The 26,553-nt window shown below is 61.9% G+C and carries 24 protein-coding genes and 2 pseudogenes; 10 read left to right on the forward strand and 16 right to left on the reverse strand.

What is annotated here, in order from left to right:
• The first annotated feature begins 316 nt into the window (after positions 1-316).
• Both FAA86_RS19715 and FAA86_RS19720 read left to right on the forward strand, forming a co-directional pair.
• Positions 317-637, forward strand: a complete 321-nt coding sequence (locus FAA86_RS19715; RefSeq protein WP_015740146.1) for a helix-turn-helix domain-containing protein — start codon at positions 317-319, stop codon at positions 635-637.
• Positions 615-1,856 carry a type II toxin-antitoxin system HipA family toxin gene (locus tag FAA86_RS19720; protein WP_136542776.1) on the forward strand — a complete coding sequence of 414 codons (1,242 nt, stop codon included), beginning with the start codon at positions 615-617 and terminating at the stop codon, positions 1,854-1,856. The genes FAA86_RS19715 and FAA86_RS19720 overlap by 23 nt, the downstream gene beginning before the upstream one ends.
• Before the next feature lie 95 nt (positions 1,857-1,951).
• Here FAA86_RS19720 and FAA86_RS19725 read toward each other — a convergent pair whose 3' ends face one another.
• Complete coding sequence (locus tag FAA86_RS19725) at positions 1,952-2,278, reverse strand: DUF736 domain-containing protein (RefSeq protein ID WP_024899152.1); 327 nt, start codon at positions 2,276-2,278, stop codon at positions 1,952-1,954.
• Positions 2,279-2,845: 567 nt separating this feature from the next.
• On the reverse strand, positions 2,846-3,286 hold the full coding sequence (locus FAA86_RS19735; RefSeq protein WP_024899151.1) for a hypothetical protein: 441 nt from the start codon (positions 3,284-3,286) through the stop codon (positions 2,846-2,848).
• 229 nt (positions 3,287-3,515) lie between these two features.
• Here FAA86_RS19735 and FAA86_RS19740 point away from each other — a divergent pair, with 229 nt between their 5' ends.
• On the forward strand, positions 3,516-4,016 hold the full coding sequence (locus FAA86_RS19740) for a hypothetical protein (protein ID WP_024899150.1): 501 nt from the start codon (positions 3,516-3,518) through the stop codon (positions 4,014-4,016).
• Between the two features lie 23 nt (positions 4,017-4,039).
• Here FAA86_RS19740 and FAA86_RS19745 read toward each other — a convergent pair whose 3' ends face one another.
• The 11 genes and pseudogenes from FAA86_RS19745 to FAA86_RS19790 form a co-directional block, all read right to left on the reverse strand.
• On the reverse strand, positions 4,040-4,966 hold the full coding sequence (locus tag FAA86_RS19745) for a DUF2493 domain-containing protein (RefSeq protein ID WP_024899149.1): 927 nt from the start codon (positions 4,964-4,966) through the stop codon (positions 4,040-4,042).
• A 307-nt stretch (positions 4,967-5,273) separates the two neighbouring features.
• The gene (locus tag FAA86_RS19750; RefSeq protein ID WP_136542777.1) at positions 5,274-6,311 is read right to left on the reverse strand and encodes a DUF7146 domain-containing protein; all 1,038 of its coding nucleotides are present in this window, start codon (positions 6,309-6,311) and stop codon (positions 5,274-5,276) included.
• A complete protein-coding gene (locus FAA86_RS19755) occupies positions 6,311-10,633 on the reverse strand; it encodes a strawberry notch-like NTP hydrolase domain-containing protein (RefSeq protein WP_136542778.1) in 4,323 nt (1,440 codons plus the stop codon). Before FAA86_RS19755 ends, FAA86_RS19750 begins: the two co-directional genes overlap by 1 nt.
• A 161-nt stretch (positions 10,634-10,794) precedes the next feature.
• A complete protein-coding gene (locus tag FAA86_RS19760; RefSeq protein ID WP_136542779.1) occupies positions 10,795-11,439 on the reverse strand; it encodes an antitoxin of toxin-antitoxin stability system in 645 nt (214 codons plus the stop codon).
• Entirely contained in the window at positions 11,432-11,848 is a 417-nt protein-coding gene (locus FAA86_RS19765; RefSeq protein ID WP_066704139.1) for a hypothetical protein, read from the reverse strand. The genes FAA86_RS19760 and FAA86_RS19765 overlap by 8 nt, the downstream gene beginning before the upstream one ends.
• A 65-nt stretch (positions 11,849-11,913) precedes the next feature.
• Positions 11,914-12,462, reverse strand: coding sequence for a hypothetical protein (locus tag FAA86_RS19770; RefSeq protein WP_066704141.1), 549 nt, complete (start codon positions 12,460-12,462; stop codon positions 11,914-11,916).
• A gap of 199 nt (positions 12,463-12,661) precedes the next feature.
• Positions 12,662-12,826 (reverse strand): hypothetical protein, encoded by a 165-nt coding sequence (locus FAA86_RS24675; protein WP_009450567.1) that lies wholly within the window; start codon positions 12,824-12,826, stop codon positions 12,662-12,664.
• 417 nt (positions 12,827-13,243) lie between these two features.
• Positions 13,244-13,549, reverse strand: a complete 306-nt coding sequence (locus FAA86_RS19775) for a hypothetical protein (RefSeq protein ID WP_009450568.1) — start codon at positions 13,547-13,549, stop codon at positions 13,244-13,246.
• Between the two features lie 97 nt (positions 13,550-13,646).
• Positions 13,647-15,785: a ParB/RepB/Spo0J family partition protein gene (locus tag FAA86_RS19780; protein WP_066704144.1), complete on the reverse strand. Its 2,139-nt coding sequence runs from the start codon at positions 15,783-15,785 to the stop codon at positions 13,647-13,649.
• Positions 15,786-15,909: 124 nt separating this feature from the next.
• Positions 15,910-16,306, reverse strand: a pseudogene (locus FAA86_RS19785) (DUF2958 domain-containing protein).
• Positions 16,303-17,265 carry an ArdC family protein gene (locus FAA86_RS19790; protein ID WP_100237024.1) on the reverse strand — a complete coding sequence of 321 codons (963 nt, stop codon included), beginning with the start codon at positions 17,263-17,265 and terminating at the stop codon, positions 16,303-16,305. Before FAA86_RS19790 ends, FAA86_RS19785 begins: the two are co-directional and overlap by 4 nt.
• Positions 17,266-17,486: 221 nt before the next feature.
• Between FAA86_RS19790 and FAA86_RS19795 the strand changes: the two genes are divergently transcribed.
• Genes FAA86_RS19795 through FAA86_RS19815 form a run of 5 tightly spaced genes read left to right on the forward strand, consistent with a single transcriptional unit; the run spans position 17,487 to position 23,342 of the window.
• A complete protein-coding gene (locus tag FAA86_RS19795) occupies positions 17,487-18,080 on the forward strand; it encodes a DUF6088 family protein (RefSeq protein WP_024898646.1) in 594 nt (197 codons plus the stop codon).
• Entirely contained in the window at positions 18,073-19,089 is a 1,017-nt protein-coding gene (locus FAA86_RS19800; RefSeq protein ID WP_136542780.1) for a nucleotidyl transferase AbiEii/AbiGii toxin family protein, read from the forward strand. Before FAA86_RS19795 ends, FAA86_RS19800 begins: the two co-directional genes overlap by 8 nt.
• Before the next feature lie 23 nt (positions 19,090-19,112).
• Positions 19,113-20,435, forward strand: coding sequence for an SIR2 family protein (locus FAA86_RS19805; protein ID WP_136542781.1), 1,323 nt, complete (start codon positions 19,113-19,115; stop codon positions 20,433-20,435).
• Positions 20,432-22,462 (forward strand): ATP-binding protein, encoded by a 2,031-nt coding sequence (locus FAA86_RS19810; protein ID WP_066478977.1) that lies wholly within the window; start codon positions 20,432-20,434, stop codon positions 22,460-22,462. The genes FAA86_RS19805 and FAA86_RS19810 overlap by 4 nt, the downstream gene beginning before the upstream one ends.
• Positions 22,449-23,342 (forward strand): 3'-5' exonuclease, encoded by an 894-nt coding sequence (locus tag FAA86_RS19815; RefSeq protein ID WP_015740125.1) that lies wholly within the window; start codon positions 22,449-22,451, stop codon positions 23,340-23,342. Before FAA86_RS19810 ends, FAA86_RS19815 begins: the two co-directional genes overlap by 14 nt.
• 18 nt (positions 23,343-23,360) lie before the next feature.
• Here the strand turns inward: FAA86_RS19815 and FAA86_RS25175 are convergent.
• The 3 genes and pseudogenes from FAA86_RS25175 to FAA86_RS19825 form a co-directional block, all read right to left on the reverse strand.
• Positions 23,361-23,574 (reverse strand): annotated as a pseudogene (locus FAA86_RS25175) (site-specific integrase); the annotation flags it as partial.
• A gap of 43 nt (positions 23,575-23,617) precedes the next feature.
• The gene (locus FAA86_RS19820) at positions 23,618-24,127 is read right to left on the reverse strand and encodes a GNAT family N-acetyltransferase (RefSeq protein ID WP_123639860.1); all 510 of its coding nucleotides are present in this window, start codon (positions 24,125-24,127) and stop codon (positions 23,618-23,620) included.
• Positions 24,128-24,131: 4 nt separating this feature from the next.
• A complete protein-coding gene (locus tag FAA86_RS19825) occupies positions 24,132-24,431 on the reverse strand; it encodes a type II toxin-antitoxin system TacA family antitoxin (RefSeq protein WP_024707726.1) in 300 nt (99 codons plus the stop codon).
• A 257-nt stretch (positions 24,432-24,688) separates the two neighbouring features.
• Here FAA86_RS19825 and FAA86_RS19830 point away from each other — a divergent pair, with 257 nt between their 5' ends.
• Together FAA86_RS19830 and FAA86_RS19835 are read left to right on the forward strand one after the other, a co-directional pair.
• Entirely contained in the window at positions 24,689-24,925 is a 237-nt protein-coding gene (locus tag FAA86_RS19830; RefSeq protein WP_229825708.1) for a hypothetical protein, read from the forward strand.
• 19 nt (positions 24,926-24,944) lie between these two features.
• The coding region (locus FAA86_RS19835; protein ID WP_136542782.1) for a recombinase family protein at positions 24,945-26,553 on the forward strand (1,609 nt) is incomplete at its 3' end.

Genomic DNA, 26,553 nt, shown 5'->3' on the forward strand with positions numbered 1-26,553 from the left:
CCATCGCGACCGGCGCGCATTCCAGAACTACGGCTATTTTAGTCGTTCTTGCTCAATCCGCCACATGAAATCGCTGAGGCACACCGTGAGGCGATTTGCGCAGCACAGCGTTCGATGTGCCCGATTCGCTGGCCATGGCTCGAAAGAGCAGCACTTCTGCCTTGGATTAGTTCGGCGTTGCTCCGCGATTGATTGAGCCCCAAACGATGCAGCCGACATCTGAATGATTCGTTTAGAGATCATATCCTTGACGTTCGCAATAGACCAGGATACGTATTCAGATCAAAGCGACAGAAATGATCCGTAAAGGCATCACATGAAGGCGGAAAAAGAAACACTGGGGCTGATCGGCGACCATTTTCGCCGCGCGCGTCTTGCAGCGGGGTTGACCCAGGAGCAGGTGGCCGATCTTGCGGGCATTTCGCGCCCGCGCTACCGCGACATCGAGACGGGGGCGGCGGCGGCGCGCACCACGACATTGATCAACATTGCCAGGGCGCTTGGGCTGGAAATGATGCTGGTCCCGCAGGCGATGGTGCCCGCCATCGAGGCGCTTTTGCGCCCCGAGGCCGAGGATGATCATCCGGCCTTCAGCCCGCAACCGGAGAGCGACGATGACAGCCGTCCGTACCGCTGAGACCATCACCGCGCTGGACGTGTTTCTGAACAGTGCGAAGGTTGGCATGATCGTCAGGACGCCGGGTGATTTCAACGCCTTCAGCCTTGATCCAGCCTATCGCGCGACCGGCGGCATTCCGGTTCTGAGCCTGTCGCTGCGCGCGGCATCAGGGGGCCTGCGCAAGGATCCGCGACCTGTCGCAGGCAGCCTGCCGCCCTTCTTTGCCAACCTGCTGCCCGAAGACCGGCTGCGCGAGGCGATGGAAAAACACCATGCGGGCAATGTGCGGCCGGGGAATGATTTCGATCTCCTGGCAGCTCTGGGCGCGGACCTGCCGGGTGCCGTTCGGGTGGTGCCCAGTGACGGTCAACCGGGCATCGGGGCGGCGCCCGCCCAAGGGCGGCCCAAAGCCCGCTTCTCGCTGGCGGGCGTGCAGATGAAGCTCTCGGTAATGAAGAACACGGGCAAAGGCGGGGGGCTGACCTTGCCGCTCGGGGATGACGAGGGCCAGTATATTGCAAAATTCCCCTCGACCGCCTTTCCGGGTGTGTCGGAAAACGAGTTCGCGAACCTCGCGCTTGCCGAAGCCATCGGCATGGACGTGCCCGAGCGGGAACTGGTCAGCCGAGACCAGTTCGAGGGGATTCCCGAAGAGTTCGAAACACTTGCCGAGGGGCTGGTCCTGCTCGTGCGGCGTTTTGATCGCGGGGCAGACGGGCAGCGCATCCATATCGAGGATTTCGCGCAGGTTTTCGGCCTGTACCCGGCGCGCAAATATGATGGCGCCGCCTCCCACGACATCGCCTCTGTGCTGAATGTTGCGATCTCGCCGTTCGCCGCGCTGGAGTTTGTCCGGCGGCTGACCTTCTCGGTGGTCATGGGCAATGGCGACACGCACCTCAAGAACTGGTCGCTGATCTATCCGGGCGACGGCGACACGCCCGCTCTAGCACCGATCTACGACATGCTTTCGACCGTGCCCTATATTCCGGCAGATGGGCTGGCGCTGTCTCTGGGCGGCGAGCGGGCCTTCAAGGGCTTGGCCCCGGCCCGCTGGAAGACGTTTGCCAATCGGGCAAGGCTTCCCGAGCCAGCCGTGCTCAAGGCCGTTGTCGAGACGGTGAAACGCATTGATACGAAATGGTGGACACTGCCGGAGCGCGAAGTGGTCCCGCCGCCCGTGCTGGAACGCATCGACGCCCATGTCAAAACCATCATCCCGATCCTAAGCGCCTGATCCGTGCTAGACACGACAGGGCGCGGTGGCGTGACGACTTTCCCGCGGACATGAGAAAGGCCCCGACCTTGCGGTCGGGGCCTTTGTGCCGCGCCTTAGTCGCCGCGGCGACCGTTGGGGCGGGACCAGATGAGGGAGAAGGTTTCGCCTTCTTCGTCATCGAAGAGGTTGGCGTAGATCGGAGCGTTGAAGCTCGGATCGTCCAGCTTGAGGCCCAGATAGTCGCGGCCCTCGTTGGAGCGCTTGGACCAGGCGGCGCCGATCTCGGCGCGGCCGACCAGAACCCGGTGACTGGGAGCGTTCTCGCCGGTGGCGCGCAGGTCGGGGATGATGCGCACGCCCTTGGCCTGGACGCTGAGGGTGACGATTTCGCCGGTGAATTCGTTCGAGCCGGTCTTCTTGAATGTGCCGATGGTTGCCATTTTAAGTCTCCGTTTTCCGTTTCCGAGCCCGCACCATTGCGGCCTCGATGGCGATCGACCGGCCGGAGACGAACGCTGGCGCACCCCAAAGGGGCTGGACAGCACAGGAGAAACTTTCTTGTTCCGCGCGGAATGTCGGCTTTGCCGGCAGGGGAAGAAAGTTGTGACGACGCTGTTGCGCTAGAGCGGTCGAAGCGCATCGCGCTGGTTTTCGGCCAGATCAGGCCATTGAAGAGGCCGTTTGGAGCGGTCGAGACACGGGGGTTGAACGGGGACGGTGGCAACCTCGAGGCTCCATCAGGATGACCAGACCGGCGCACCGGCTTGTCTGGTCCCCCGCGTTTCAGGCCGTGCACATCCTTTTCTCCGGCCTGTGCTATCGGCATTGCCCCAACCGGTTTTCGGTCAGTCCTCGCATGCTGGCACTGAACGTCCTGCGCTCCTATGGGCCGTGCCTGTGCCTCACGCTGATCAGAGATTTACACGCCATCTACCCGCCCGCCTCCTGACGAAGACGGCAGATGATCCGTATCCGCTTCTGGTCCTGCCTCAACGGGTCACTCCAGTTCAGGTGCGTGCAAGGTTCCCGTCCGCAGGGCCGGTTGCCGCCATGCCTGCAACGCGCAGGAATGCTGTCACGCCCACCGCGACCGCACCGACCACCGAGAAGATGATCTGCCAGGTCTCGGACGGCATCATGTGTTTGACGATCCCGAGCGTAGCGTAAAACCCGGCCGTGCCCGCCGGGGCGACGAAGGCCAAAGCGATCAGCAGCCGTGCCCAGATCGGACGAACCAGCATGAGCAGGCCCTGACCGACCGCCAGTGTCAGACCCGCAGCGATAAGACCGATGAGGATGCCGCCAGGCCAGCCAGCGCCCGTGCCATAGGCCCATATGCCTGCGTTCAGGCCGATAAAGAACGGCAGGGCGAAGACGGCGAGATTGAACAGCAGCCAGCACATGGTACCGATGGCTGCAATGGAAACGAGGATTCCGAGAACGATCATGGTGGTGTCTCCGTGCAAAAGGTTGGACGGTTGCGCCTTCCACCACCACCATGGCGCAATCACAGCATAGCAGCATTCCTCTCACCGCGCGAGAAGCGATGGCTTTCGAGGCCAGGCCTGTCCGAAAACTCGCAGTTTGAATGAGAAAGCTTATGCGTCTGGTGGACCAGTATCTGCTGCACCTCTACAATGACCATATCGTTGGGCGGAAGGATGCGGGTTAAAGTTTATGGCAGAAGTCGATTGGTCAGATCGGGCATTTTATGATGACGGCGAATGGGTGACATGGTCAGACATTGACGAACAGCTTCGTCACAAGGAATGGGGAGCGAAGTATCCAAACGCCATCCGATCAATGATCCCGTATTTTGAGGACCTGATCTCACTCGCTGAGAGCTACCATCTGGAGACGGGCCTGCATTTATCTGTGTATGGCGACATCGGTGAGCTGTTCGGTGCCATCACCTACGGCATCAAGTTGAACAAGACCTACGCGCAAGGTTCGGACGGCAGGCTCGAAAATGATCATGTCGAGATCAAAACCATCACTCCTTTCAAGAGCAAAGACGTGGTGATGGTGGATACATCAAGGCATTTCAGCAAGCTGCTCGTGGTCAAAATTAATGCGGAATTCCAGGTCTCCGGGCGAATGGTCAGCCGCAAGCAATTGCCAAAGCGCTCAGGCCGTTATGTCCGAATTCGTTGGGACGACCTGGCGCTATTGCAGTAGTGCTTATGCTGAACAGGCAGCGCTCACGCGCTGCCGGTCCCGAAGCGATAAACCGGGATACCCATCTTGCGAGCCTTGTCGGCCAGATTGTCCTGAATGCCCGTGCCGGGGAAGATGATGACCCCGATCGGCATGATGCCGAGCATCTGGTCGTTGCGCTTGAACGGCGCCGCCTTGGCATGTTTAGCCCAGTCAGGTTTGAAGGCGACCTGCGCGACTTTGCGATTGCTGGCCCAGGTGGCCGCAATGCGTTCCGCGCCCTTGGGCGATCCACCGTGCATCAGAACCATGTCCGGGTGCTTGGCATGGACCTGATCGAGCTTGGCCCAGATCGTCCGGTGATCAGTCGTGTCTCCGCCCGAGAAGGCGATCTTTGGCCCGGCGGGCAACAGCACCTCGTTGTCGGCCCGGCGTTTGGCGGCGATGAAGTCGCGGCTGTCGATCATGGCCGAGGTCATCTGGCGATGGTTGACACGTGAACCGGAGCGTTGCGACCAGGGCGTTCCGGTGGTGCGCAGATAGATGTCGGCGGCGGCATCGCGGAAGGTTTCCATGCTGTCGCGGCGCTCGATCAGGCTTTGTCCCGCGCCGATCAGGGTTTCGAGCTGGACGGATTTGACCTCGCTGCCATCCTGTTCACGCTGGAGATGCTTCTGTGCCTGCTCGTTATCGTCGAGTTTGGTCTCGATCCGCTCGACGGCGCGGTGGAAGGTGTTGACGGTGGACCAGAGGATCTCGTCGAGGTCGAAATCGAGGCTGGTGTCGGCCATGGTGGAAATCAGGGCGTCGAAGATGTCTGAGACTGCGCCCTGGATGACGTGATCTTCGGGTGTGATCCGGGGATCGGCCTCGTCTTCGGAGGGGCGGTAGCCGTAGAGTTCGAGTTCTTCGATGGCATGGCCGGTCGGGGACGTGCTGTGATCGGGTTCGAAATCGTCGTGCGCGTACATGGGATGCTTCCGTCAGTTGGACCGCGACCGTCGCGGCCTTCATGGCGAGACACGCCCACGGGCGCTCCGGTCTGGCAGCACGAGCCTCTGGCGAGGGCCTTGATGGCAAAGCCCGGCTGATTTGTTTCGCGCTGTAAAGACGGGCTTGCCCGTCGACGGAAATCAGTCGGGCGCCGCCATTGCCTGACCGGAGCGTTTGTGGGCCGATCGCCCTCTTGGAAGGCCAAGGCGCGGTCCTCTGCTGATGACAGGATGCAGCCTATGCGCATGAGAAGATCGGAACGGCCCGATCACGGCCCCGTACCGGCTATGCACTTGAAGCCATGAAACGGCTGACGTCCTCGGGAGCGATTTGCACCCGGATCTCTGCTCGAACGGCACCCAGCCCATGCGTTGTGAGATCTTCGTTGAAGTCCCCCATCATGGGCGAGAGCGTGATGGCCTCGATCCCGGCATCAACCGCCCGGTCCACCAGACTATCGCGAGCGCTGTCACCTGCCGGATCGTTATCGCGGACAACATAGAGACGGCGCAGATGCGGCGGGAACTGGATGGCCGAGAGGTGCCCGGCCGAGAGTGCGGAAACCATCGGCATGGTGAGCAGAGCTTGACGCAGCGACAGGATGGTTTCGATACCTTCGCCTGCTGCCATGACATCCTGCGCATCCCCGAAACGAACCGCGTGTCCGAGCAGGTCGCCCATTGCCTTCCTCGGCGGATCGACAGGTGCTTTGCCGAAGCCGTCCGGGGCCAGCCATGTGCGGTGTGCGCCGGTAATCCTGCCATCGAGGTCGGTGACGACGGCAATCATTGCCGGCCAGGCTTGCGTCGGGCCATCGTCCTCGGGCCGCCAGTAGCAGTTGGGATGGAAGCGCAGATTTGCGGTTTGGCGTAAATCCGTAATGCCGCGTCCGCGCAAATACGCTTCTGCAATGCTGCCGATGAGCGGCTGTGTCATGCGCCAGAGTCGGCGTGCGGCCTCCGATGATCCCGATGGTGCTGGCGGGCGAGACTGACGGGATGGCGGCTGCGGTTCAGGATGCCGCAGGCTGAGGAAGCGCCGGGCTTCTTCGGCAACGTCTGTGAAATCGATCAGGCCGAGCGAGTTCCGGATCACGTCCAGCAGATCGCCATATTCCCCCGTGGCCGAGTCCTGCCATTTACCGGCAATGCCTTTCACGCTGTCGTGCAGCCGGACGAACATGGAGCGGCCAGCCGTGTTTCGGACATCGCCAACCTGCCAGTAATTGCCCTGTTTGCGACCATTCGACAGATAGTGGCGGCACACCGCCTCGGCCTGTCGGCTGAGACGCTGCGCGAGTTCCGAAGCATTGAGACGCGCCATTATGCGGCCTCCCGCTCACCGATGCGCAGGGCCGAAAAGCGGTCAAGCAGTTTGCCGATGATCTCCGGTCCCGTTACATCGACGGGCACGAAGAAGCGCAGTTTCCACGAGATGATCTCACTGAAGAGGCCATAGGCTCGCAGCCGGTCACGCATCGCATCGGTAAAGCCGGTCAGTTCGATCCGGTTGGCGCCCATGACGCGGACGCGGCGCAGTTGCAGCCCTTCGGCGAGATCAAGGATCGTGCGACCTTCGATCAGCGCTGCATAGGCGGCGTCCGGTGTCAGGCTGTTGGTGACGCCACTGGTCGAAGCATTGGCGGCCCAGGCCGGCGATACCCGGCGACCGATGATGCGTTCGCCCTCGTCGGTCTGCAGCCGATAGACGCGGGCGGAGTCCTGCGGCAGGCGTTTCCAGATCGGCAGAAGCAGCCCTGTCACCATATGCAGGATGCTGTCGGTGAACTCCGGCACCTGGGCCAGTTCCGCCTTCCAGGCTGTGGTGAAGGCGGCACGGTCAGCCTCGATCCAATGGGTCTCGCCCATCGCCCGCACCGGAATGTTCATCGCTTCCATCGGCCGGATCAGCCGCACGCGCCTTTCGATCTCACCATCATCCAGCATGACGCTGGTGGTCGGGACCTGAACGGCAGCGCGACCGGATCGCTCGTTGATGAGCAATCTTGCGCGGGGATCATCCAGTTCCGCCAGGGCGGCATTGAGCGTAACCGGCTGATTGCGTTTGCGCTCGGTGAGCGTCAGGAGCCGGGTTTCCGCGCCGGTGCCCGGATGGGTGTGGATGACCTGCCGGTCTGTGACGATGAAGCTTTCGGCCTTCAGCGTCTCCAGCCCCATATCATAGGTGCCGGATGCGATTGCTCCGTCGATCCGTGCCTGCAGAAGCTGCTCGAAGGCCGAGAACAGGATGCCCTGCAATTCGATGGTCAGCGCCAGCAGGCGGTTGAGGAAGGTGGTGATCGGCGGCAGTTCGTCCTTCACACCGGTGCTGTCCATCAGCTTCAGGCCGGTGGCGGATTCAAACCGTTCGAGCGAGCATCCCTCGACCTTCCCGCGCACGATCAGCAGATAGAGCTGGCGCAGCGCATCGCGGGCATAGGCGGATTCCAGATTGTCCTCGGGACGGAACAGCCCCTGACCGCCTGTCTGGCGCTGGCCGCGTGTAATCGCGCCCAGCGTGTCGAGGCGGCGGGCGATGGTCGAAAGGAAGCGCTTCTCGGCTTTGACATCCGTGGCGATGGGCCGGAAGAGCGGCGGCTGCGCCTGATTGGTGCGGTTGGTGCGGCCCAGCCCCTGAATGGCGGCATCTGCCTTCCAGCCTGGCTCCAGCAGGTAATGCACGCGCAGCCGCTGGTTTCGCGCCGAGAGTTCGGCGTGATAGCTGCGCCCCGTGCCACCGGCATCCGAGAAGACCAGAATGCGCTTCTGATCATCCATGAAGGCCGAAGTCTCGGCAAGGTTGGCAGAAGGCGCACGGTTCTCGACGGCTAGGTGGGCCGCTGCTCCAATACCCTTGCGCACGATCCGGCGTGAGCGGCCCGTGACCTCCGCCACAATATCCGTGCCGAAGCGCTGCACGATCTGGTCGAGCGCTCCGGGGACAGGCGGAAGCGAACCCAGCTGCTCCAGCATCTCGTCGCGCCGCGCCACGGCTTCACGGCATTTCACCGGCTGACCATCGCGGAAGACGGGGCGTGACGACAGGTTGCCCTCGCCATCGGTGAAGGGTTCATAGAGCTGCACCGGGAAGGAATGCTGCAAATACGAGCCGACATACTCCCTCGGCGTGACATCGACGGAAATATCGTTCCATTCCTCGGTCGGGATCTCGGACAGCCGCCGTTCCATCAGGGCTTCGCCCGTCGAGACGATCTGGATGACGGCGGCATGGCCCGCTTCCAGATCGGCCTCGATGGACCGGATCAGGGTCGGGGTTTTCATGGAGGTCAGCAGATGGCCGAAGAAGCGCTGCTTCGTGCTTTCAAAGGCCGAACGGGCAGCAGACTTCGCCTGCCGGTTCAGCGTCCCCTCGCTGCCGGTGATGTTGGCGGCTTCCATCGCCGCGTCCAGATTCCCATGAATGACGGCGAAGGCGGCAGCATATGAGTCGTAGATGTGCCGCTGTTCGTCCGTGAGCTGATGCTCGATCAGTTCATATTCGACGCCATCATAGGAGAGTGAGCGGGCGGTATAGAGGCCGAGGGATCGCAGGTCGCGGGCCAGCACTTCCATGGCCGCAACGCCACCGGCTTCGATCGCCTCGACAAATTCGGCGCGCGTCTGGAACGGAAAGTCCTCACCGCCCCAGAGGCCGAGGCGCTGCGCATAGGCGAGATTGTGGACGGTGGTGGCGCCGGTCGCCGAGACATAAACCACGCGGGCATCGGGCAGCGCGTGCTGGAGCCGAAGGCCCGCACGTCCCTGCTGCGAGGCGGCGACATCTCCGCGCTCACCTTTTCCGCCACCGGCATTCTGCATGGAATGGCTTTCGTCGAAGATAATGGCTCCATCGAAATCGGACCCCAACCATTCGACGATCTGCTTGACGCGGGAAACCTTCTCGCCCCGGTCGTCGGAGCGTAGCGTGGCATAGGTGGTAAAAAGGATGCCTTCCGACAGCATGATCGGCTTGCCTTGAGGGAAGCGTGACAGAGGCGTGACCAGCAGCCGTTCCATGCCGAGCGCCGACCAGTCGCGCTGCGCGTCCTCGATCAGCTTATCGGATTTGGAGATCCAGATCGCTTTGCGCCGACCGCGAAGCCAGTTGTCGAGAATGATGGCGGCGGACTGGCGACCCTTGCCAGCGCCGGTTCCATCACCGAGCATGAAGCCCCGGCGAAAGCGGATCGATCCGGCAGCATCCTCGGGCGCGGCGCTCACAGTGTCGAAATGCTCGTCCACGGTCCAGCTGCCGGCGAGATGATCGGCATGGGCTTCACCGGCATAGATCACGGTTTCAAGCTGGGCGTCCGACAGACGCGCGCAGATGTCGGGCGGCAGCATGGGCCGGTAGGAAGGCTTGGGCGGTGCGACCGAGGCCATAGCGGCGGATTGCACCAGCTTGGTCGGATGCGGCTGTGCACCAGCGATACGCAGCGATTGCATCGCATATTCCTCGTAGATCGCGTCAGACAGGCGAGCGCCTTCGGGTGGCGTCCAGTCCACGGTCTCATAGGTGAGTTCGACGCCTTCGGGATCGTTAGCCGGGGCAGCGGCAGGCCGTGTGGCTGTCGCGCGGGCCAGATAGCCTCGCACGGTTTTCGGCGCGGTCGCCGAAGCGGGCACCACGATCTTCGGCAATGATACCGGGAGACGCTGCGGAACATGCTCCTCAATCCATTCGGTCAGCGTGGCAACATCAGGCGCGATCCCCGGCGAGGCCGGGAAACTGGCCGGATCGTCGGCGGGCCGTTTGTCGATCACGGTCAGCCGCGTGTCGAACGTGGTGCCGTGCTTTGCATAGACCGCACCATCGACGGCGGCGCTGAACACCACACGACCACGGGCCTGCAAGCGGATGAAAGCATCCCGCCATGCCGGAGCTTCGGGACCAAAGCCTGCGCCGGTGATCGTCACAAGGCGGCCCCCGGGGGCAAGACGGGCCAGCGCCGAGACAATATGGCGGTAGGCCGCATCGGACACACGCCCGCTGACATTGGCCATGACCGAGAATGGCGGGTTCATCAGCACCACGGACGGGACAGCATCCGGAGCCAGATGATCATCGATCTGGGCGGCGTCGAAGCGGGTGACGGCAAAAGCCGGAAAGATCTGGGCAAGCAGATCGGCGCGGGTCTCGGCCAGTTCGTTGAGGATCAGCGAGCCACCGATGGTCTGCGCCAGGATCGCCAGAAGGCCGGTGCCCGCCGATGGTTCCAGCACCCTGTCATCGGGCGTAATCGCGGCAGCCGTCAGAGCGGTAAGGCCGAGCGGGATCGGCGTCGAAAATTGCTGGAGGTTTTGGCTTTCCTCGGAACGCCGGGTCTGCGTGGGCAACAGCGCCGCGATCTTCGCCAGCACGGAGAGCCGTGCCGCCGGAGACGCGGCTTTACGGAAAAGCGCCTTTCCGTATTTGCGTAAGAAAAGGACGGTAGCGACTTCGCACGCCTCATAGGCCAGCTTCCAGTCCCAGACGCCAGTAGCGTCGGACGCGCCGAAGGCCGTTTCCATAGCACGGCGCAAGGTGGCGGCATCGATGCGTTCACCGCGTTCGAGAGACGGAAGCAAAAGATTAGCCGCAGCCAGAATCGCGGGCGCAGCCGCCAGTGGTGTGACCGGATCGGCCACGGGAAACACCATGTTCATGTCGGAAACCTCAGGAGAGCAGAAATGGAAGAGTCCGAACAGCGCTCTCTCTCTCGACCGCCCGGACTTAACCCCTTCCGGCCCGCCTCTGACTCTCAAAGCGCAGCATAAAAAAAGCGCCCCGACCGGACGGTGGGGCGCTTGTCAGTGTCTTCTCGGGATCATCCGAAGCGGCGACCAGCTGCGGTGAAGGTGTATTCATTGGCGGCAATGGTTTCATCGACAGCCTCGTCCGAGGACAGATAATCATACTCGCGCTCAAGCTGGCGGTAGAGCCAGCGGGCCAGATCGCGCAGCGCCTCGATGACCGCCTCCTCGGCATCCGCCGTCATGTCCTGCCAGGTCGGGCTGTCGCGCTCGACCGTGATCGACATGCAGTATTCGTGATAATAATGGCCGCGATGGCTGGCATCGGCGCGAAGCTGATAGAAGTTGCGGCGCTGGACCCCCTGAAGGGCATCGGCGATACGATGCAATTCGGTGTCCTGCGGTGCGTGCTCCCGGATAAGGCGCGGAGCATGTTTCCGGTAGGAATACCACGATTCAAAGCACGCACCGTCACCTTGTGAACAGAAGCCGCGGAACCAGATGCAGGGTTCCTGCCGGGTGCCGCCGCCCATCAATCGGACGGTGCGGGTCTTGAGGTTCAACCCGAGGATTTCCGCGATGCGCTGGAAATCCTCATAGACGGCATCGTACCAGTCATAGTCGAAGCCGCCCTCACGATACCAAGCACGGGCCTTGTCCTTTGCCGCATCAGACAATTCGTTGAGGCGATAGACGGTGGTTTCGATGACCTCAGGCATAGGGGGCTCTCCCTTCCAGAACCGAGGAAAGCCAGCCATCGGTATAGATCCAGTCCACTGTCTCGCCGGTGGCGAGATCAAGGACATGCGCCCCACCACCAAATCCGTCGATGCGCGGTTTCGAGCAGCTATTTGCGTACTGGAAACCCCACAATCCGCTCAGGCCAAATTCGGCAGCGCAGCGTTTGACGAATTGGATGACATGCTCAGGGTCACCCGTGACATCATCGCGCATCCAGAGTTGCGTACCGCCATGCTCTGGCTGGATGGAGAGCAGGAAGCCATCCGAGGGCGGATCCTCAGCGGCATTGTCATCTGCCAGAGCGTTGTAGAGATCGAGCGCGCGGGCGGCGTTTGCGGGGGTGCCTACGTCGAGCAGGCAGGAAAAGTGCATGTAATAGTCGGCCATGACGGTCTCCGGACATGACATGGCTCGGCGTATGGCCGAGCCGAATGGGATGAAATGGGTGAAGCTCAGGCGGCCTGTGGCAGGCGGAGTAGATCGGCCGAGGTTTCGCGCCAGAAGGGATCGACCAATCGGGCCTCCAGCGCAGCGGCGCGGTAACGCAGCCGTCTCGCATCACCGGGGTCCGAGGCCCGGAATGCCATACTGCGCAGGCGGCTGGCCTCGGTCACGATCCTGCGTGCCTCGGCATCGGATGCGACTGGCTGTTGCCAGAGGATAATGCCGGCGCGGATTTCACCGGCGAGGACCAGGCGCTGATCTCGGTCCTGAATGAGCATGATGCGCGGCTGAAAATACGGAAAGCTGTCCGGCCCCGTGCGAATATCACCGCGCGACAGGCGCAAGGCTGCGGCCTGGATGGCCTCTTCCGGTGACGGGCATTCGCCAAGCGGGATCACGCGGTCAAAACCGTTCGCCGCGTCACTGGCGTCATAACTGGCCACGCCAAGGCATGAGATACGCAGCGGCAGCTTTTGCGACCGATAAAGCGCGGGCAGAACATCGGCAGCCAGAATCTGGCCGATGGAACGGAAGGTTTCGGAACGGGCAAAGGTCATCGGGATCACTCCATGACGGGCGCCGGTGAGCCTCTCTCTCCGACCCTCAACCCGTCACGGCCGAACGGCCCGCACTCTTCCTCTCTGACCGGGCTCGTTCCCGGTTCCGCTGCCGGCGATGGGAACCATCGCGAGGCGCTGAAGGCCCGAAGCGCGGGCTTCCGCGCTCGGGCCGTCGGGGATGAGGCGCTTTCGCGCCTTATTCCCACGGGTCCAGCTCCAGCTTCACCATGTCGTCGTCGCCGTCGAACTCGGCGGCAGGGCACGCGGCGTGGGTGCCGTCTCCGGCCTGGAACACAACGATCGAAACCATCAGCGTGGCGGCAAGGCTGGCGGCGAAGGCGGTGGCATCTGCATAGGACATGGGTTCCGGCTCCTGTCTTTGGGAGGCGGGGGACCATCCCCCGCGCGACAGGCGCCCGAAGTGTCTGACCGGATCTGCAATCACCCGAGGGCGTTCGGACTTTTCCCGAATCCCCGAGGGCGGCACGCGCGCGTAAGCCGACCCCTTTGGGGTTGAATGTCAAAGAGACGGATCGGACCAAGGTTTGCGAATGGAAGCGGGGGTGGTTTTTCGCATCTGACAGGATGCCGGATACCCGTCGCAGATGCTCTGCCGCGTCAGCCTTGCCACCATGCTGGCATCAGGATCGTGTTCCTTCAGGCCAGAGATGGCTGCCGCTTGTCCTGATCGGGATGGCGGATTGCATGGTGAAGCCGGATTGGGCCCGTCCGGTGCAGACATCCCATCCTCACGGCCAGAGACCCTGCGATCGGGTCTTCAGCTCCAAAGCCCATCGGCAATTTCGCGGGCAACCATCGCGCGGGCTTTCATCATCAGATCGTCGCCCGATGTATCGATGTGACCATAGAAGCGCGCACGGCCGCCATGGGCAGTCCATTCGGCATAGCGGCAGTATTCACGGGCATCGAGCCGGAAAACGCGCATATCTTCGGCCCAATGGGGCTTTGGCTCCACAACAACGGTCATGCCGTCGCGGCTTTCCTCCCAGGGCAGTGTACGCTCCAGCGGACGGTTTTCCCGATCCTGAGCAAATATTTCATCAACGTCGATGCTGGCAGCCATGGCGGCTCTCCAAAGAAAAAGCCCGATCACGAGGATCGGGCGAGTTACGGAAACGGAGCGGTTAGAACGGGGCGACCGAAGCCGCCCCGCATGAGTGCTATTCAGCAGCGACCATATGCTGTTCTTCCTCATCGTCAGCGGGGTCGTCCTCGCCATCGCCGGAGAGGAAATCGGGCAGATTGTCGGCTTCCGCCGCAATGCCCGATGCCGGGTCGACTTCGATACCCTCGTCCGCCATGCGCAGCGGCTCAGGCAGCCAGCCGGTTTCCGCCAGCAGGCGTTCGGCTTCCTTGGCCATGTCGCCCTTCTTGAGATGTCCGATCAACTCGGCGGCCCGGTCTCCGGCCCCTTCACGTACAGCTTCAAGGATACGCGGCTTGGTCACGCGGCCGAGATAATTGCCGACCGTCGGCCGCCAGCCCACGGCCACCATGTCGAGGCCGGTCGAACGGGCCAGCCGGTCAGCCTGCGACAGGCGGATGTCCAGCCCGTGCTGGCTGACGCCCGTGCCGCTGTAAGGGTTCGGCTTCTCATAGAGCGCATTGACACCGAAGCTGACGCAATGGGCGAGTAACTCCATGCGCGACCCATCGTCCAGATCGGTCAGCCAATCCCAGAGGGCGGCATCGTCTGCCGGGACATGATCGCACCAGCGTTCGTGGCGGTCAGCGATAGCCTTGGCCGACGCGCTGTCGCGCAGATCCTCGGCCTGTGCGGGCAGATGAACCTCCCGGACCTGGGCTTCGAGGCATCCCTTGCTGGAATGCGGCATGAAGCAATCCATGGCCAGCCTGTGCAGCAGTGCCGTCATAGCGACATGCGGGTTTACTGCCACCGCATCCCGCAGCGCCAGCGTGCGATGCGCGGTCAGCTCGCTGACCAGGCGATCGGGCAGCGGCTTGATGATGTCGGCCTCGTCTTCCTCCTCAGTTTCGACCGCCTGGCCGCCCAGCGTGATAACTGCACCCATGCGGCTTACCTCCGGTTCTGACCGCTGGATCACCTCGCCGGTTTCCGGGTCAACGATTTCAGCTTCCGGTTCCGCAGGCGTTTCATCTTCGGCGCGAACATAGCCGCGCTCGATCAGCAATGCGCCATCGGCGTCGATGCTGATGAAGACACCCGCCATGCTGATCTGGTCCGGCTCGAAGGTCATCGGACGGCGCTCGAAGGTTTCCAGAGCCAGTTCGATCTCACCCAAGCGGGCGTCGATCTCGTCAGGCAGCTCGTCCGCCTCGCCATATTCGACTTCAAGCCGGTCATACTCGTCGCGCAATGCTTCGCGGGTGGCGCGTTCCTCCTCGCTCAGATCGACCGTGGTGCCGACAATCTGGCGTAGGCCATGGTCGTGACCATAGGGGAAGGTGATGGCGACCTCGATCCATTTCCAGCCCTCGGCGGCGATGGCTTCGCCCTCGGCCTTCAGTTTTTCGCCCACCAACCGGTCGAGCAGCACCGGATCTTGCAGCCAGCCACCATCGTCCTGCTGAAAGAGATCACGCAGCACGCAGCCGCCAGCCTCTTCATAGGCATCGATACCAACGAACACCGCCCGTTTGTCGGCGGCGCGGACTGTGGTTTCGGTCAGCAGGCGTCGGATGTGGTAGGGTTCCTTCTGCCAGCCATCCCTGATCGCTTCCCAGACCTGCTCCTGACGGGCATGGTCAGAACTGACGCTGAAGGCCATGAGTTGTTCCAGCGTCATGCCGTCCTCGGCATAGACGTCGAGCAATGCCGGTGAGACGGAAACCAGACGCAGGCGCTGCTTCACCACCTTGGCATCCACAAAGAAGGCGGCGGCGATGGCTTCCTCGGTCATGCCCTTTTCGCGCATGGCCTGGAAAGCGCGGAACTGATCGAGCGGATGCAGCGGAGCGCGCTCGATATTCTCGGCGAGCGATACCTCGTCGATCAGCACATCGGCGCTGGCCTCCGACACCACGCACGGGACCGGCGCACTTTTGGCGAGGCGCTTCTGCTTGACCAGCAGTTCCAGCGCCCGGAACCGGCGACCGCCGGCGGGCACCTCGAACATGCCGGTTTCCTTGCCCCCGGCATCCACCACCGGACGGACATGCAGGGACTGGATCAGGCCGCGGCGGGCGATGGACTCGGCCAGTTCCTCGACCGAGATGCCGGCCTTGACGCGCCGGACGTTGGACTGGCTGAGCACCAGCTTGTTGAAGGGAATGTCGCGCGAGGACGACAGGGTGATCTTCTGAACGGCAGTGGCCATGTCAGTTACTCCATGACGGACGCCGGTGAGCCTCTCTCTCCGGCTATCAGCCCGTCACGAAGCGAAGCGCCGCCCTCTTCCTCTGAAGAGAGCGACGCCAGCCGCAGAACCTGAAACCCGGAAATCAGGCACTCCGGTTTTCTGTATCGGCGGATGTGCGGGAAAAGCTCGCGCCGACGCCGTAGAGCAAACGCTCGGCGGCGCGGATGCTGCCGGTCTCACGGGCGGCCTCGGCCCAGACCGAGATCGGGAAATCGCCGGTGAACAGCAGATCGCACTCGATGCCCATGCCGAATGGCAGCCGGACTGACTGCATCTCGCCAAGGCTCCACGAACCCAGTTCGGGATGGCCGAGATCCGCCAGGCCGAACATGATGTCGCCATCCTCATCCAGCTCGGTAGCGAGCCAGACGCCTTCACCGATGGGATTGAAGAACTTCACGACCGGGGATGTGATCTTGATCGCGCTGGCGACCATTGGCCAGCAGGCGGTCGTGCTGTGCGCCTGTCAGGAGGATCATGCCGCCGCCCTCCGGTCGGTTTCGCTCGCATCCGACTCCCCGGTGTCTTCGGCAAGCAGATGCGACAGCAGCCAGTCCGCCGCCTTGCTGGCCTGCGAGGCCGCGCGGACAATGGCGCGGGAATCCTCGCGCATGACCTCCAGCCACGATCCGATGTAATCGGCATGGCGGACGGTCGGCACGATCCCGAGCGCGGCGCAACTGAAAGCTGCGGTCTGTTCGGCAATCATCTCCTCGAAGGCGTATTTCTTCGAACCGAACGAGCCGGTCAGATCGCGGTTGAGGCGGCTGTGATGGCCGCTGGCGTGCCCCAGTTCATGCAGGGCCGTCCTGTGCCAGTTGATCGGCTCGAAATAGGCTTGCGGAGGCGGCACCTGCACATAGTCGAGCGACGGCATATAGAAGGCGCGATTGCCGCCAATACGGAAGTCGATGCCGGTGGCCCGGATCAACGCCTCGACCTGAGGTTCGATAAGGCCCGGCGGCGGTGGCGGCGCGACTGCCGTGATCTCATCGGGTAGGCCATCGCATTGCGCGGCGTTAAAGACCGTGAACCGCTTCAGGAACGGAATGGCATGCGCATCCTCACCCGTTTCGCGGGCACGGCGCTTCTCGTCCTCGGGGGTGAAACGGTCGGCATAAACGACAGTTGTGCCACGCTCGCCCTTCCTGACATTGCCGCCAAGCGAAAGCGCCTGGCGGAACGTCAACCACGCCTGAGCGGGGAAACCATGCTGGATGACAGCGCCCCAGAGGATGAGAATATTGATGCCGGAATAGGATCGGCCGGTTGAAGCATTTCTCGGCAGGCCCAGCGGGGCGGTATCAGGCGACGCACCCCAGGGCTGGACCCATGGCAACCGCCCTTGCTCCAGCTCGGCGATGATCTTGTTGGTGATGTCGTCGTAAAGGTTGCTGCGCGCGCCACCTTCCGCGAGGTTACGACCCTGTCTGGCCATCGGGATGATCTCCGCGACGGGCGCCGGAAGCCTCTCCTCCAGCCCTCAACCCGTCACGGAAAATCCGTCCGTACTCTCACTCTGAAGGGGGCGTTGCGGGGATCTCCCCGCAGAAGGGGTAGGCAGAGACCAAGGCTCGGCCGCAGGGGAAGGCGTTCCCCTATCCGGACTTCCTTGAAAACTGTCAGAAACTCGCGTATATTTCCAACAGGAGAAAGACGATGACACGGCTGACCGAACAGATTCTGGCACATGCGACGGGACTTCCCGAAGGGATGCCCGTGTCCGCCAAGGGCTTGCTCCACCTCGGAAACCGGGCGGCCGTGGATCAGGCATTGTCGCGTCTGTCCGAGCGCGGGCAGCTCATCCGCGCCGGTCGTGGCGTCTATCTGCGTCCCATCGCCAGTCGGTTTGGCACGCGCGCACCTTCGGTCGAGCAGGCTGTCGAGGCCCTCGCGACCCAAAAAGGGGAGATCATCGTCTCGAACGGAGCCGCCGCGGCGAACGCGCTTGGCTTGACGACGCAGGTGCCCGTCCGCTCGGTCTATCTGACCTCCGGACGCAGCCGAAAGATGCACCTCGGCAAGCAGGTCGTCGAATTGCGGCACGCGCCGCGCTGGCAACTGGCCCTGGCCAACCGCCCCGCAGGGGAGGCCGTGCGGGCGCTGGCTTGGCTCGGCCCCGAAAGGGCGGAGGCCGCGCTCACGACATTGAAACGGAAGATGCCGCCCGGCGTGTTCGGCGAACTGGTCGCCGCCGCGCCGCAGTTTCCGACATGGCTCGCACAGAGCGTCGGAAAGGCGGCCTATGGCTGACGTTTTCCTCCAGCTTTCGGCCGAGGATCGGCGTGATGCACTGGGCGTCGCTGCCGACCGTTCGGGTCGCCCCACCCATCTTCTCGAAAAGGATGTGTGGGTGGTGTGGGCGCTGGCGACCCTCTACGCGGCACCGCTCGGCGAGCATCTGGTGTTCAAGGGCGGCACGTCGCTGTCGAAAGCCTATCAGGTCATTCGCCGGTTTTCGGAGGACGTGGATCTGACCTACGACATTCGGGCGATTGCGCCCGATCTGGTCGGGGACAATGGCGAGGGTCTGCCGAAGACACGAAGCGAGGAAAAGCGCTGGTCCAGCGAGGTCCGTCGGCGGTTACCGGCATGGGTCGCGGAAACCGTGCAGCCTGTGATCGAGACCGCACTGGCCGTCGAAGGTCTGGCGGCGGCCGTCCGCGTCGAGGATGAGAAGCTCTTCATCGACTATGAGGCGACCGCAGCCGGGTCCGGCTATGTGGCTCCAAGCGTCATGCTGGAGTTCGGCGCGCGCTCGACGGGCGAACCCGCGAGCTTGCGCGACGTCGTCTGCGACGCGGCCGGCCTGATCGAGGGGCTGCTCTTCCCGACGGCGCGGCCGCGCGTCATGCACGCGGAGCGGACGTTCTGGGAGAAGGCGACCGCCATCCACGTCTTCTGCCTCCAGGAGCGGCTGCGCGGTGACCGCTTCGCGCGACATTGGCACGATGTTGTCCGACTGGACGAAGCCGGCTTCGCGGAAGCCGCTTTTGCCGATCGCGACCTGGCCAACGCTGTCGCTCGGCACAAGTCGATGTTCTTCGCAGAGAAGGCCGCCGACCGCACGCCGATCGACTATGCAGCGGCTGTCAGCGGCGGCTTGCAACTCGTGCCGGTCGGCGATGGCGCGAAGGCGTTGGAGGATGACTATGCCCGCATGGTTGAGGATGGACTGCTCTTCGACGACGAGGAGCCGTTCGAAGCGCTCATGGCGCAGTGCGCTGATATAGCCGCGCGCGCGAACAGAGCAGCCAAGTAAGAAACTGGGAGGACCGGGGGTATATGAGCGAAGTCGAAGAAGAGCGAAAATTCCAGTTTCTGCGGGACGGCGATGCCGAGCCATCTGAACTGGACTGGAACAAGGGGATCGAGAGCGCCCGCAAGGCGATTTCCGAGGCCATGAACGCCAAGAACATCGCATTTCTGCTCGGCGCCGGATGTTCTTCCCTGATGAAGGACAAAAAGGAACTCGGCATTGCGACCATGGCGCCGCTGGCCAAGGAGTTTTGCGGCGAAACCATCAAGGCACGCGCGGGGGGATTCTACAGCGATCCGCCAACAGCCGGCGCTGTACCGGCACCGTGGCGGCTGACCAAAGACGAACTCGACTATCTCGACGCGCTCGGAGTCGACCTGGCGAAGGATTACAGCCGTAACCTGGAACGCTTGATGGAGGTGCTGTTCGCGCAACGGTTCGTGCTGCGCCAGAGCGAGAATCCCGATCTTCACCCCTATCGCGCTGTTCTCGACGGCATCATCAAGAAGGTCCAGGACTTCCTATGGACCCGTGTCACCCAAGGGGCCTTCGCCACGGAGGGCGACACGACCGTGCGCGACCTCTACGAGCGTTTCTACAAGAAACTGGTCCTACGCGATCGGTCCTTGCCCCGGCCCTGGGTGTTCACGACCAACTACGATCATTTCAGCGAATTGGCGATGGATCGCCTGGGCATTCCCTATGCCAACGGTTTTTCCGGCGTCGTAGAACGCCGCTTCAACCCGGCGATCTTCCGCTATGCTCTGGCCGAGCAGCTCGACGTCGCCAGCCGCAAATGGACCGCCGTCGACGCCTTCGTCTATCTCTGCAAATTGCATGGTTCGGTCACTTGGACCGAGGACGATCATGGCCTGTTCCCGATCAAGGAGGTCTGGCCGCCGGAATCCTCAAACCAGATGCTGATCTATCCGACGCCGGCGAAGCAGAACTCTTCGCTCGGCTCGCCCTACGCAGACCTGTTCCGGGAATTTCAGTCCCGGATCGTGCGCGAGCAGAGCGTTCTCATCACGGCCGGCTACGCCTTCGGCGACGAGCACCTGAACAACATCATCTATCAGGCTCTGACGATCCCGACCTTCCGCTTGGTGATCTTTGCGGCGCCCGACACGGAGGGAGAGATCGCCAAGCTGCGGGCGCTGCGCGATCCGCGCATTTGGATCATTGGAGGCAATGGCCCTTCCGACGGGACGAGGGCGCACTACTTCGACATGATCGTCGAGCATTTCATGCCCCAGCGCCCCAGCGACAGGATTGATGATGCCGTCCGCAAGGTGTTGTCGGAGCTGGCGCCGAAAAGGGACGACGAGACGAAGGATGGCGAAGCATGAGCCACGACGATCGCAAGCGGGCGATCGGCAAGGTGGTCTCGGTTGCAGCCGACCGCTTTGTCGTCGAGATGCACGTCGGCACCGATAACTTCACGGTCGTCGGCTTCGACGACGTGCATTATGTGGCGCGACTGGGATCATTCCTGATGATTCCGTCGCAGTCGGAATATGTCGTGGTCGAGGTTGTCGGCCTGCGTGAGCGCGATGCGAGCACGCCTTCCGAGCGGGGCGATTTCGACCGGGCCGGCTCCTCGAAATATCTGGACGTGGTGCCCGTCGGCATGTTGCCGATGCGCGGCGGCGCGTTCCGCTTCGGTGTGTCGGTTTTCCCGTCTCTGTATGCGGACGCACTGTATGCGCTGGATGGCGAGCTCGATCGCATCTTTGAGACCGAGACCGCCGTCGAGCCGTCAGTCGGCCCGGATGGCGGCGCTTGCCAACCCGAAGGGGCCACGCGCTATCGGGTTCTACCGATCGGCAAGTCGGTGGTGTTCGAGGACTACGACGTCAAAGTTCGTCTGAACGAGTTCTTCGGCGGTCATGTCGCGGTCCTGGGCAATACCGGCAGCGGTAAATCCTGCACGGTCGCCTCGGTCTTGCAGTCCCTTTTCAGCAAACCGGACGAACATCACGCTCGCGGAGCGACGTTTATCGTCTTCGACGTGAATGGCGAGTATCACGAGGCGCTTTCTCCTTTGGCAAAAGACGGCGGCATCGGCGTCCATCGCGTAATCCTTGATGGGACGACCGCTGGCTTTCGGATGCCGCATTGGTTCCTGGAAATGGCAGAGTGGGAACTGCTTTTGCAGGCGAGCGAGCGAACGCAACTGCCGGTCCTTCGGACGGCGTTAGGTCTGACAAGTCTCTTTCATGCCAACACGCCAGACGCTCTGGCTCTGCGCGAGCACTTTGTCGCCACTTGCATCATCGAGTGCTTTCGAGGTGCGGATGGCGACTCCCCAGTGTCGAAGTTTCAGCGCGTCGTTTCTCTTCTTCAGAAGTATCCGACGAACGATCTGAATATGGCGTTGTTGAACCGCTTCAATCCGAATTTTCAATACGGAAATTTTTCTGGCAACAACCAATCGGCATTTCTGGATGAAGTAAGGAAGAAGCTCCGGGAGGATGCTCCCTTACCAGCCTACAATCGGACGCCGTTCTCTTTCGATGAGCTGCACGAATGTCTGGATTTCGCGATCCTTTATGAGGAGGCTCACGGCAACCGCCAAATCCGAGATTACTGCTCTTCCATGGTCACGCGGCTCAGATCTCTCCAGGAGAGGACCGAATATGCCTTTTTACGTCACGAAGGAGCTGACGTTGGTGCGGCTGTAAGCGATCTGGAATTCTTGACCAACATCGTCGGTCTGGGAAGGGTTGTTGGCGAAGCGTTCACCAAACGCAATCAAGTCATTATCATTGATCTGAACTCCGTCGAAGATGAAATCGTTGAGTTGGTCAGTGCGGTCATCGCACGCATGCTTTTTCGGTTCCTTCGCCATGCGGAACCAAGAAACCGTTTCCCGATACATCTGCTCCTCGAAGAGGCTCACAGGTACGTTGCCTCAACGCCCTCCCGGTTTTCCATCGACGCAACCAAGATATTCGAGCGCATCGCCAAGGAAGGGCGCAAGTACGGCATGTTCGTGCTCTTGGCATCGCAACGCCCGAGTGAACTGTCCAAGACGGTTCTCAGCCAGTGCTCCAATTTCCTGGTTCACCGCATCCAGAACCCCGACGATCTTTCTCAGATTCGGCAGATGACGCCGTTCATCTCGGATTCGGTCTTGAAGCGTTTGCCGTCATTGCCTCGGCAGCACGCGCTGGTGTTCGGAACATCGGTCAATCTCCCGACGACATTCAGGGTGCGGGAGGCATCACCGCGGCCGCGCAGCGACGATACCGCCGTGGTCGATTTGTGGTTCCACGAAGAAGGTCGAGCCGCCGACATTCGACTCGCTCCGGCCGATACCGCTGGAGGGGAGCCGATGGCAGTAAACGAAGCTTCAGACGATGACATCTTCTGACCATCTGGAGACCCTGGCGCAGGCGCTGGAGGCCACGGGAGACTACCGGGTCATCCGGCGTCTCAAACCGCGCCCTCGCATCGTTCCTCCGCCAGGCACGCCGCTGCGCCTCGGCCTGGTGGTCGATGTGGAGACCACGGGGCTCGACCCTCAGCGCGACGAGATCATCGAACTCGCCATGACACCATTCAACTACGGCTTGGATGGCACCATTTTCAGCGTGGGCGACAGCTTCCAAGGGCTGCGTCAGCCGAGCAAGCCTATCGCCCCGGAAATCACCGCGATCACGGGCATCACCAACGAGATGGTGGCCGGCCAGATTGTTGATCCCGCAGCGGTAGCCTCATTCGCAGCGCCGGCTTCGCTCGTCATCGCGCACAATGCGGCGTTCGACCGCCGCTTCCTCGAACGATTCAACGACGTGTTCTCGACGAAGCCGTGGGCATGCTCGCTCAGCCAGATCGATTGGGCAGCAGAGGGGTTCGAGGGCACGAAACTCGCCTATCTCGCTCAGGCCGCCGGCTTCTTCTACGACCGCCACCGCGCGATGCACGACTGTCTTGCTACGGTCGAGTTGTTGGCGATGTGGCTGCCCCGATCTGGCGCTACAGGTCTCAGCCGTCTCCTGGACGGCGCTCGTACCGTTTCTTGGCGAATCTGGGCGGAGAACGCGCCCTTTGACCTCAAGGATGTCCTTAAAGCGCGGGGGTACCGCTGGAACGGCGATCCCGGCCCGCAGCCGCGCGCCTGGTATATTGACGTTCCCGAGGCTCAGTGCGAGGCCGAACTACGGTTCTTGAGAACGGAAATCTATCGGTATGAGGTCGATCCCCCGGTTCGGCGGATCGATGCTTATGATCGGTTTTCAGACAGGATCTGAGTGCCGTCGAACGCCGGGCTATTGCATGCCCTTCCGGCACTTCTTGGCAAGCGTGGCGGAGACGAACTTTTCCCTTTTCGTCATGTCGGCGCGCTTTTCCACCATGTAGTGCCTAGCAGTCATGCTTCTCGCAGCTGGCATCCTGCAACGCGTGGTTCTGGAGGCGGTCGCGGATTTCCTTCGAGATCCTCGCCTTGCCGGTCACCGTCTTAAATGTTCGGCGCAGGTCCTTGCCTCAATTTAGCAAGGAAGACGTCCACCAAACATGGGGCTATTCACCTTCCAGCCTCACGGAGCGACGCAGCAATATCGCTGATCGAGCGAAACAGGACCAGTTCATCATCTCTGGTAGGCTCAAATCCTCGGCGCTGCCAGAGTTCGGCAGCCTCCCCGTCGACGGCGTTGACCATCAATGCCCGCCCACCGATCAGCGATGCGGCCTGAACGCAGCGTTGGAGGGCATGCTTCACAAGGCCAGTCCCGATGCCCACCCCGGCGGAGCCGATGTCGGTCGCGAGCTGACCAAGCAGCATGCAGGGAATTGGATTAGGCGGCTGCCCCGTCCGGATGGAGCGCGGTAGCACCGATGGCACAACGGCTATTGGTGCAAGGCCGTAATATCCCACCACACGCCCTGCCTCATGCACGACGAGAACGGCGGTAAAGCCCTTCTGCTGATTGGAGAGCGCTCGGGTTTTCAGCCAGTGGTCGAGCGTCGGCTTGCCACAGGAAAACTGGGAAACATCGTGGTCGGCGGAAAGCGGCTCGGGTCCTGAAAGCAGCAAGGGGTTACCGCTTCGCCGCGTAGCCGGGCTCCCACGGCGCAGGCCGCTTCAGCACTTCAACCATCTCCGGAACAGGAGCGGCCGGGCGCGACAGCACATCCATGAACTGAGCAAAGCCTTCCGGGCTCATCCGGATCAGGCCCTGCTCCATGACGACCTCCTCGGCCGCGCGCACAGCGGCATCTCGCACGAAATCGGTGCGCGAGCGGCCGCGCAGGCTGGCAGCACGATCGATCATGGCAACATCGGCCTCGGGCAGACGCATTGAGATCGGATATTCCTTGCGTTCGGCAGTGTTGGCCATGGCGATTGTCCTTGGTCGGAAGATGGCATATTGTATCTCTAAATACAATACGATAAAGTCGCATCCACAAGCAACAGCTTCCGATGGGGTAGTATCGAGGCGAAAGATGACGGCGACAGCGATCGATTCCGACAGGTCATTTCACTATGCCACGGCTCGCCAGACTACGCCCCCGCACGCCATGACACGCGTCGGCATACTGATCGCCGCCGAATGTTCGCCTGTAAATTCCATTGCTTATGCCGAGCATGGGACGAATGCTGTCAGTTATGACCTTGCGAGCCCCACAAAACACAGCAAAGATTACAGGAGCCGAGCGCGAAGCGCTGCTCGAATCTTTGCTGCTGGACGAGCCGGAGTTGACGTTTACGCCGCGCGGCATTCCCGACCCTCGCCTTCTGCGTCTGGTCGGCATCCTGGCAAAGCAGGCGGCACGGGAATGCTTTGCAGAGGAAGTGACGTTATCCAGGCAAAGGAGGAAACGCACCTCCTGATGCGGATAGGAGCCATGTTTTGAGAGTCGCGATCTACGCCCGTTATTCTTCCGACAATCAACGCGACGCTTCCATCGCCGACCAACTTCGCATGTGCCGCCTCCACGCCGAAAAGCAAGGTTGGCACGTCATCGAAGAATATACCGACCACGCAATCTCCGGCGCTTCGCTGATCCGTCCGGGCATCCAGGCTCTGATGACCGACGCCATGGCTGGTCGCTTCGACGTGATCCTCTCAGAGGCTATGGATCGCCTCTCGCGTGATCAGGAAGACATCGCCGGAATCTTCAAACGCGTGTCCTATGCGGATGTGAAGATATTCACCCTGTCGGAGGGCGAGGTCAGCCATCTGCATGTCGGCCTCAAGGGCACAATGAATGCCCTCTTCCTCAAGGATCTTGCCGACAAGACCCGCCGCGGCCAGCGCGGCCGTGTCGAGGCTGGCAAATCGGGTGGCGGCAATTCCTATGGCTACGATGTGGTCAAGAAGCTGGATGCCAATGGCGAACCCATTCGCGGCGACCGCACCATCAACGAAGACCAGGCCGCCGTCGTTCGCCGCATTTTCCGCGACTACGCGGCCGGCAAGTCGGCCAAGACCATAGCCGTTGCACTGAACAAGGACGGCATTCCGGCTCCTTCGGGCGGCGACTGGGGTTTCAGCACGATCAACGGCAACCCGAAGCGTGGCAACGGCATCCTCAATAATGAGATGTATGTCGGCAAGATCGTCTGGAACCGGCAGCGCTTCGTAAAGGACCCGAACACCGGAAAGCGGCAGGCGCGCCCCAACCCCGAATCGGAATGGGTCATCCAGGAGACACCAGAGCTTCGGATCCTCGACGATGATCTCTGGAATGCTGTGAAGGCAAGGCAGGAGAAGAACAAGCTCACCCGCGACGACAACGGCTGCACGGATGTCCGCACTGTCAATCATCGGCGGCGCCCAAAATACCTCTTCTCGGGCCTCACCAAATGTTCATGCTGTGGTGGCGGGTACTCCGCGATCTCGGCAACGCTGATCGGATGCTCTACAGCTCGCAATAAGGGCACCTGTAACAACTGCGTCAATATCCGTCGCGACGAGTTGGAATCGCGCGTGCTGAATGCGCTGCGCACCCGACTCGTTGACCCTGAGCTGTTTGCCCATTTCTGCGAGGTGTTCACGCAAGAGATGAACCGCCTACGAATGGAAGGCCGCGCCGGTATTGCCTCGGCGGAAGCCGAGATCGCGAAGATTGATCGGGAACTCGAAACCCTGCTCAACCTGATCCTTAAAGGCGGCGCTGCCGACGCTCTCAATGCGAAGATGGTGAGCTTGGAAAAGCGGAAGAAGGAACTGCAACTGTTCCTGGCCGAAGCTGACGAGCCGCCGGCCCTGTTGCACCCGAGCATGGCGCTGCAATACCGCAAGCGCATCCAGCAGCTCTACGACTCGCTTCAGGATGAAGAAGAGGGCAAGCGGGTAGAGGCATCCGACACCATTCGCTCGTTGGTAGATCAGATCGTGCTGACGCCTGTTGAGGGCAAGGTGGAGATCGACGTTCAAGGCGATCTTGCTGGAATCCTTACGATTTCCGCACAAACGAAAAACCCCGCCTCGGGGGCGGGGTCTTCGCAAGTAAAGA

Source organism: Rhizobium rosettiformans W3 (genome assembly GCF_004912135.1).
Taxonomy (GTDB): Bacteria; Pseudomonadota; Alphaproteobacteria; order Rhizobiales; family Rhizobiaceae; genus Allorhizobium; species Allorhizobium rosettiformans.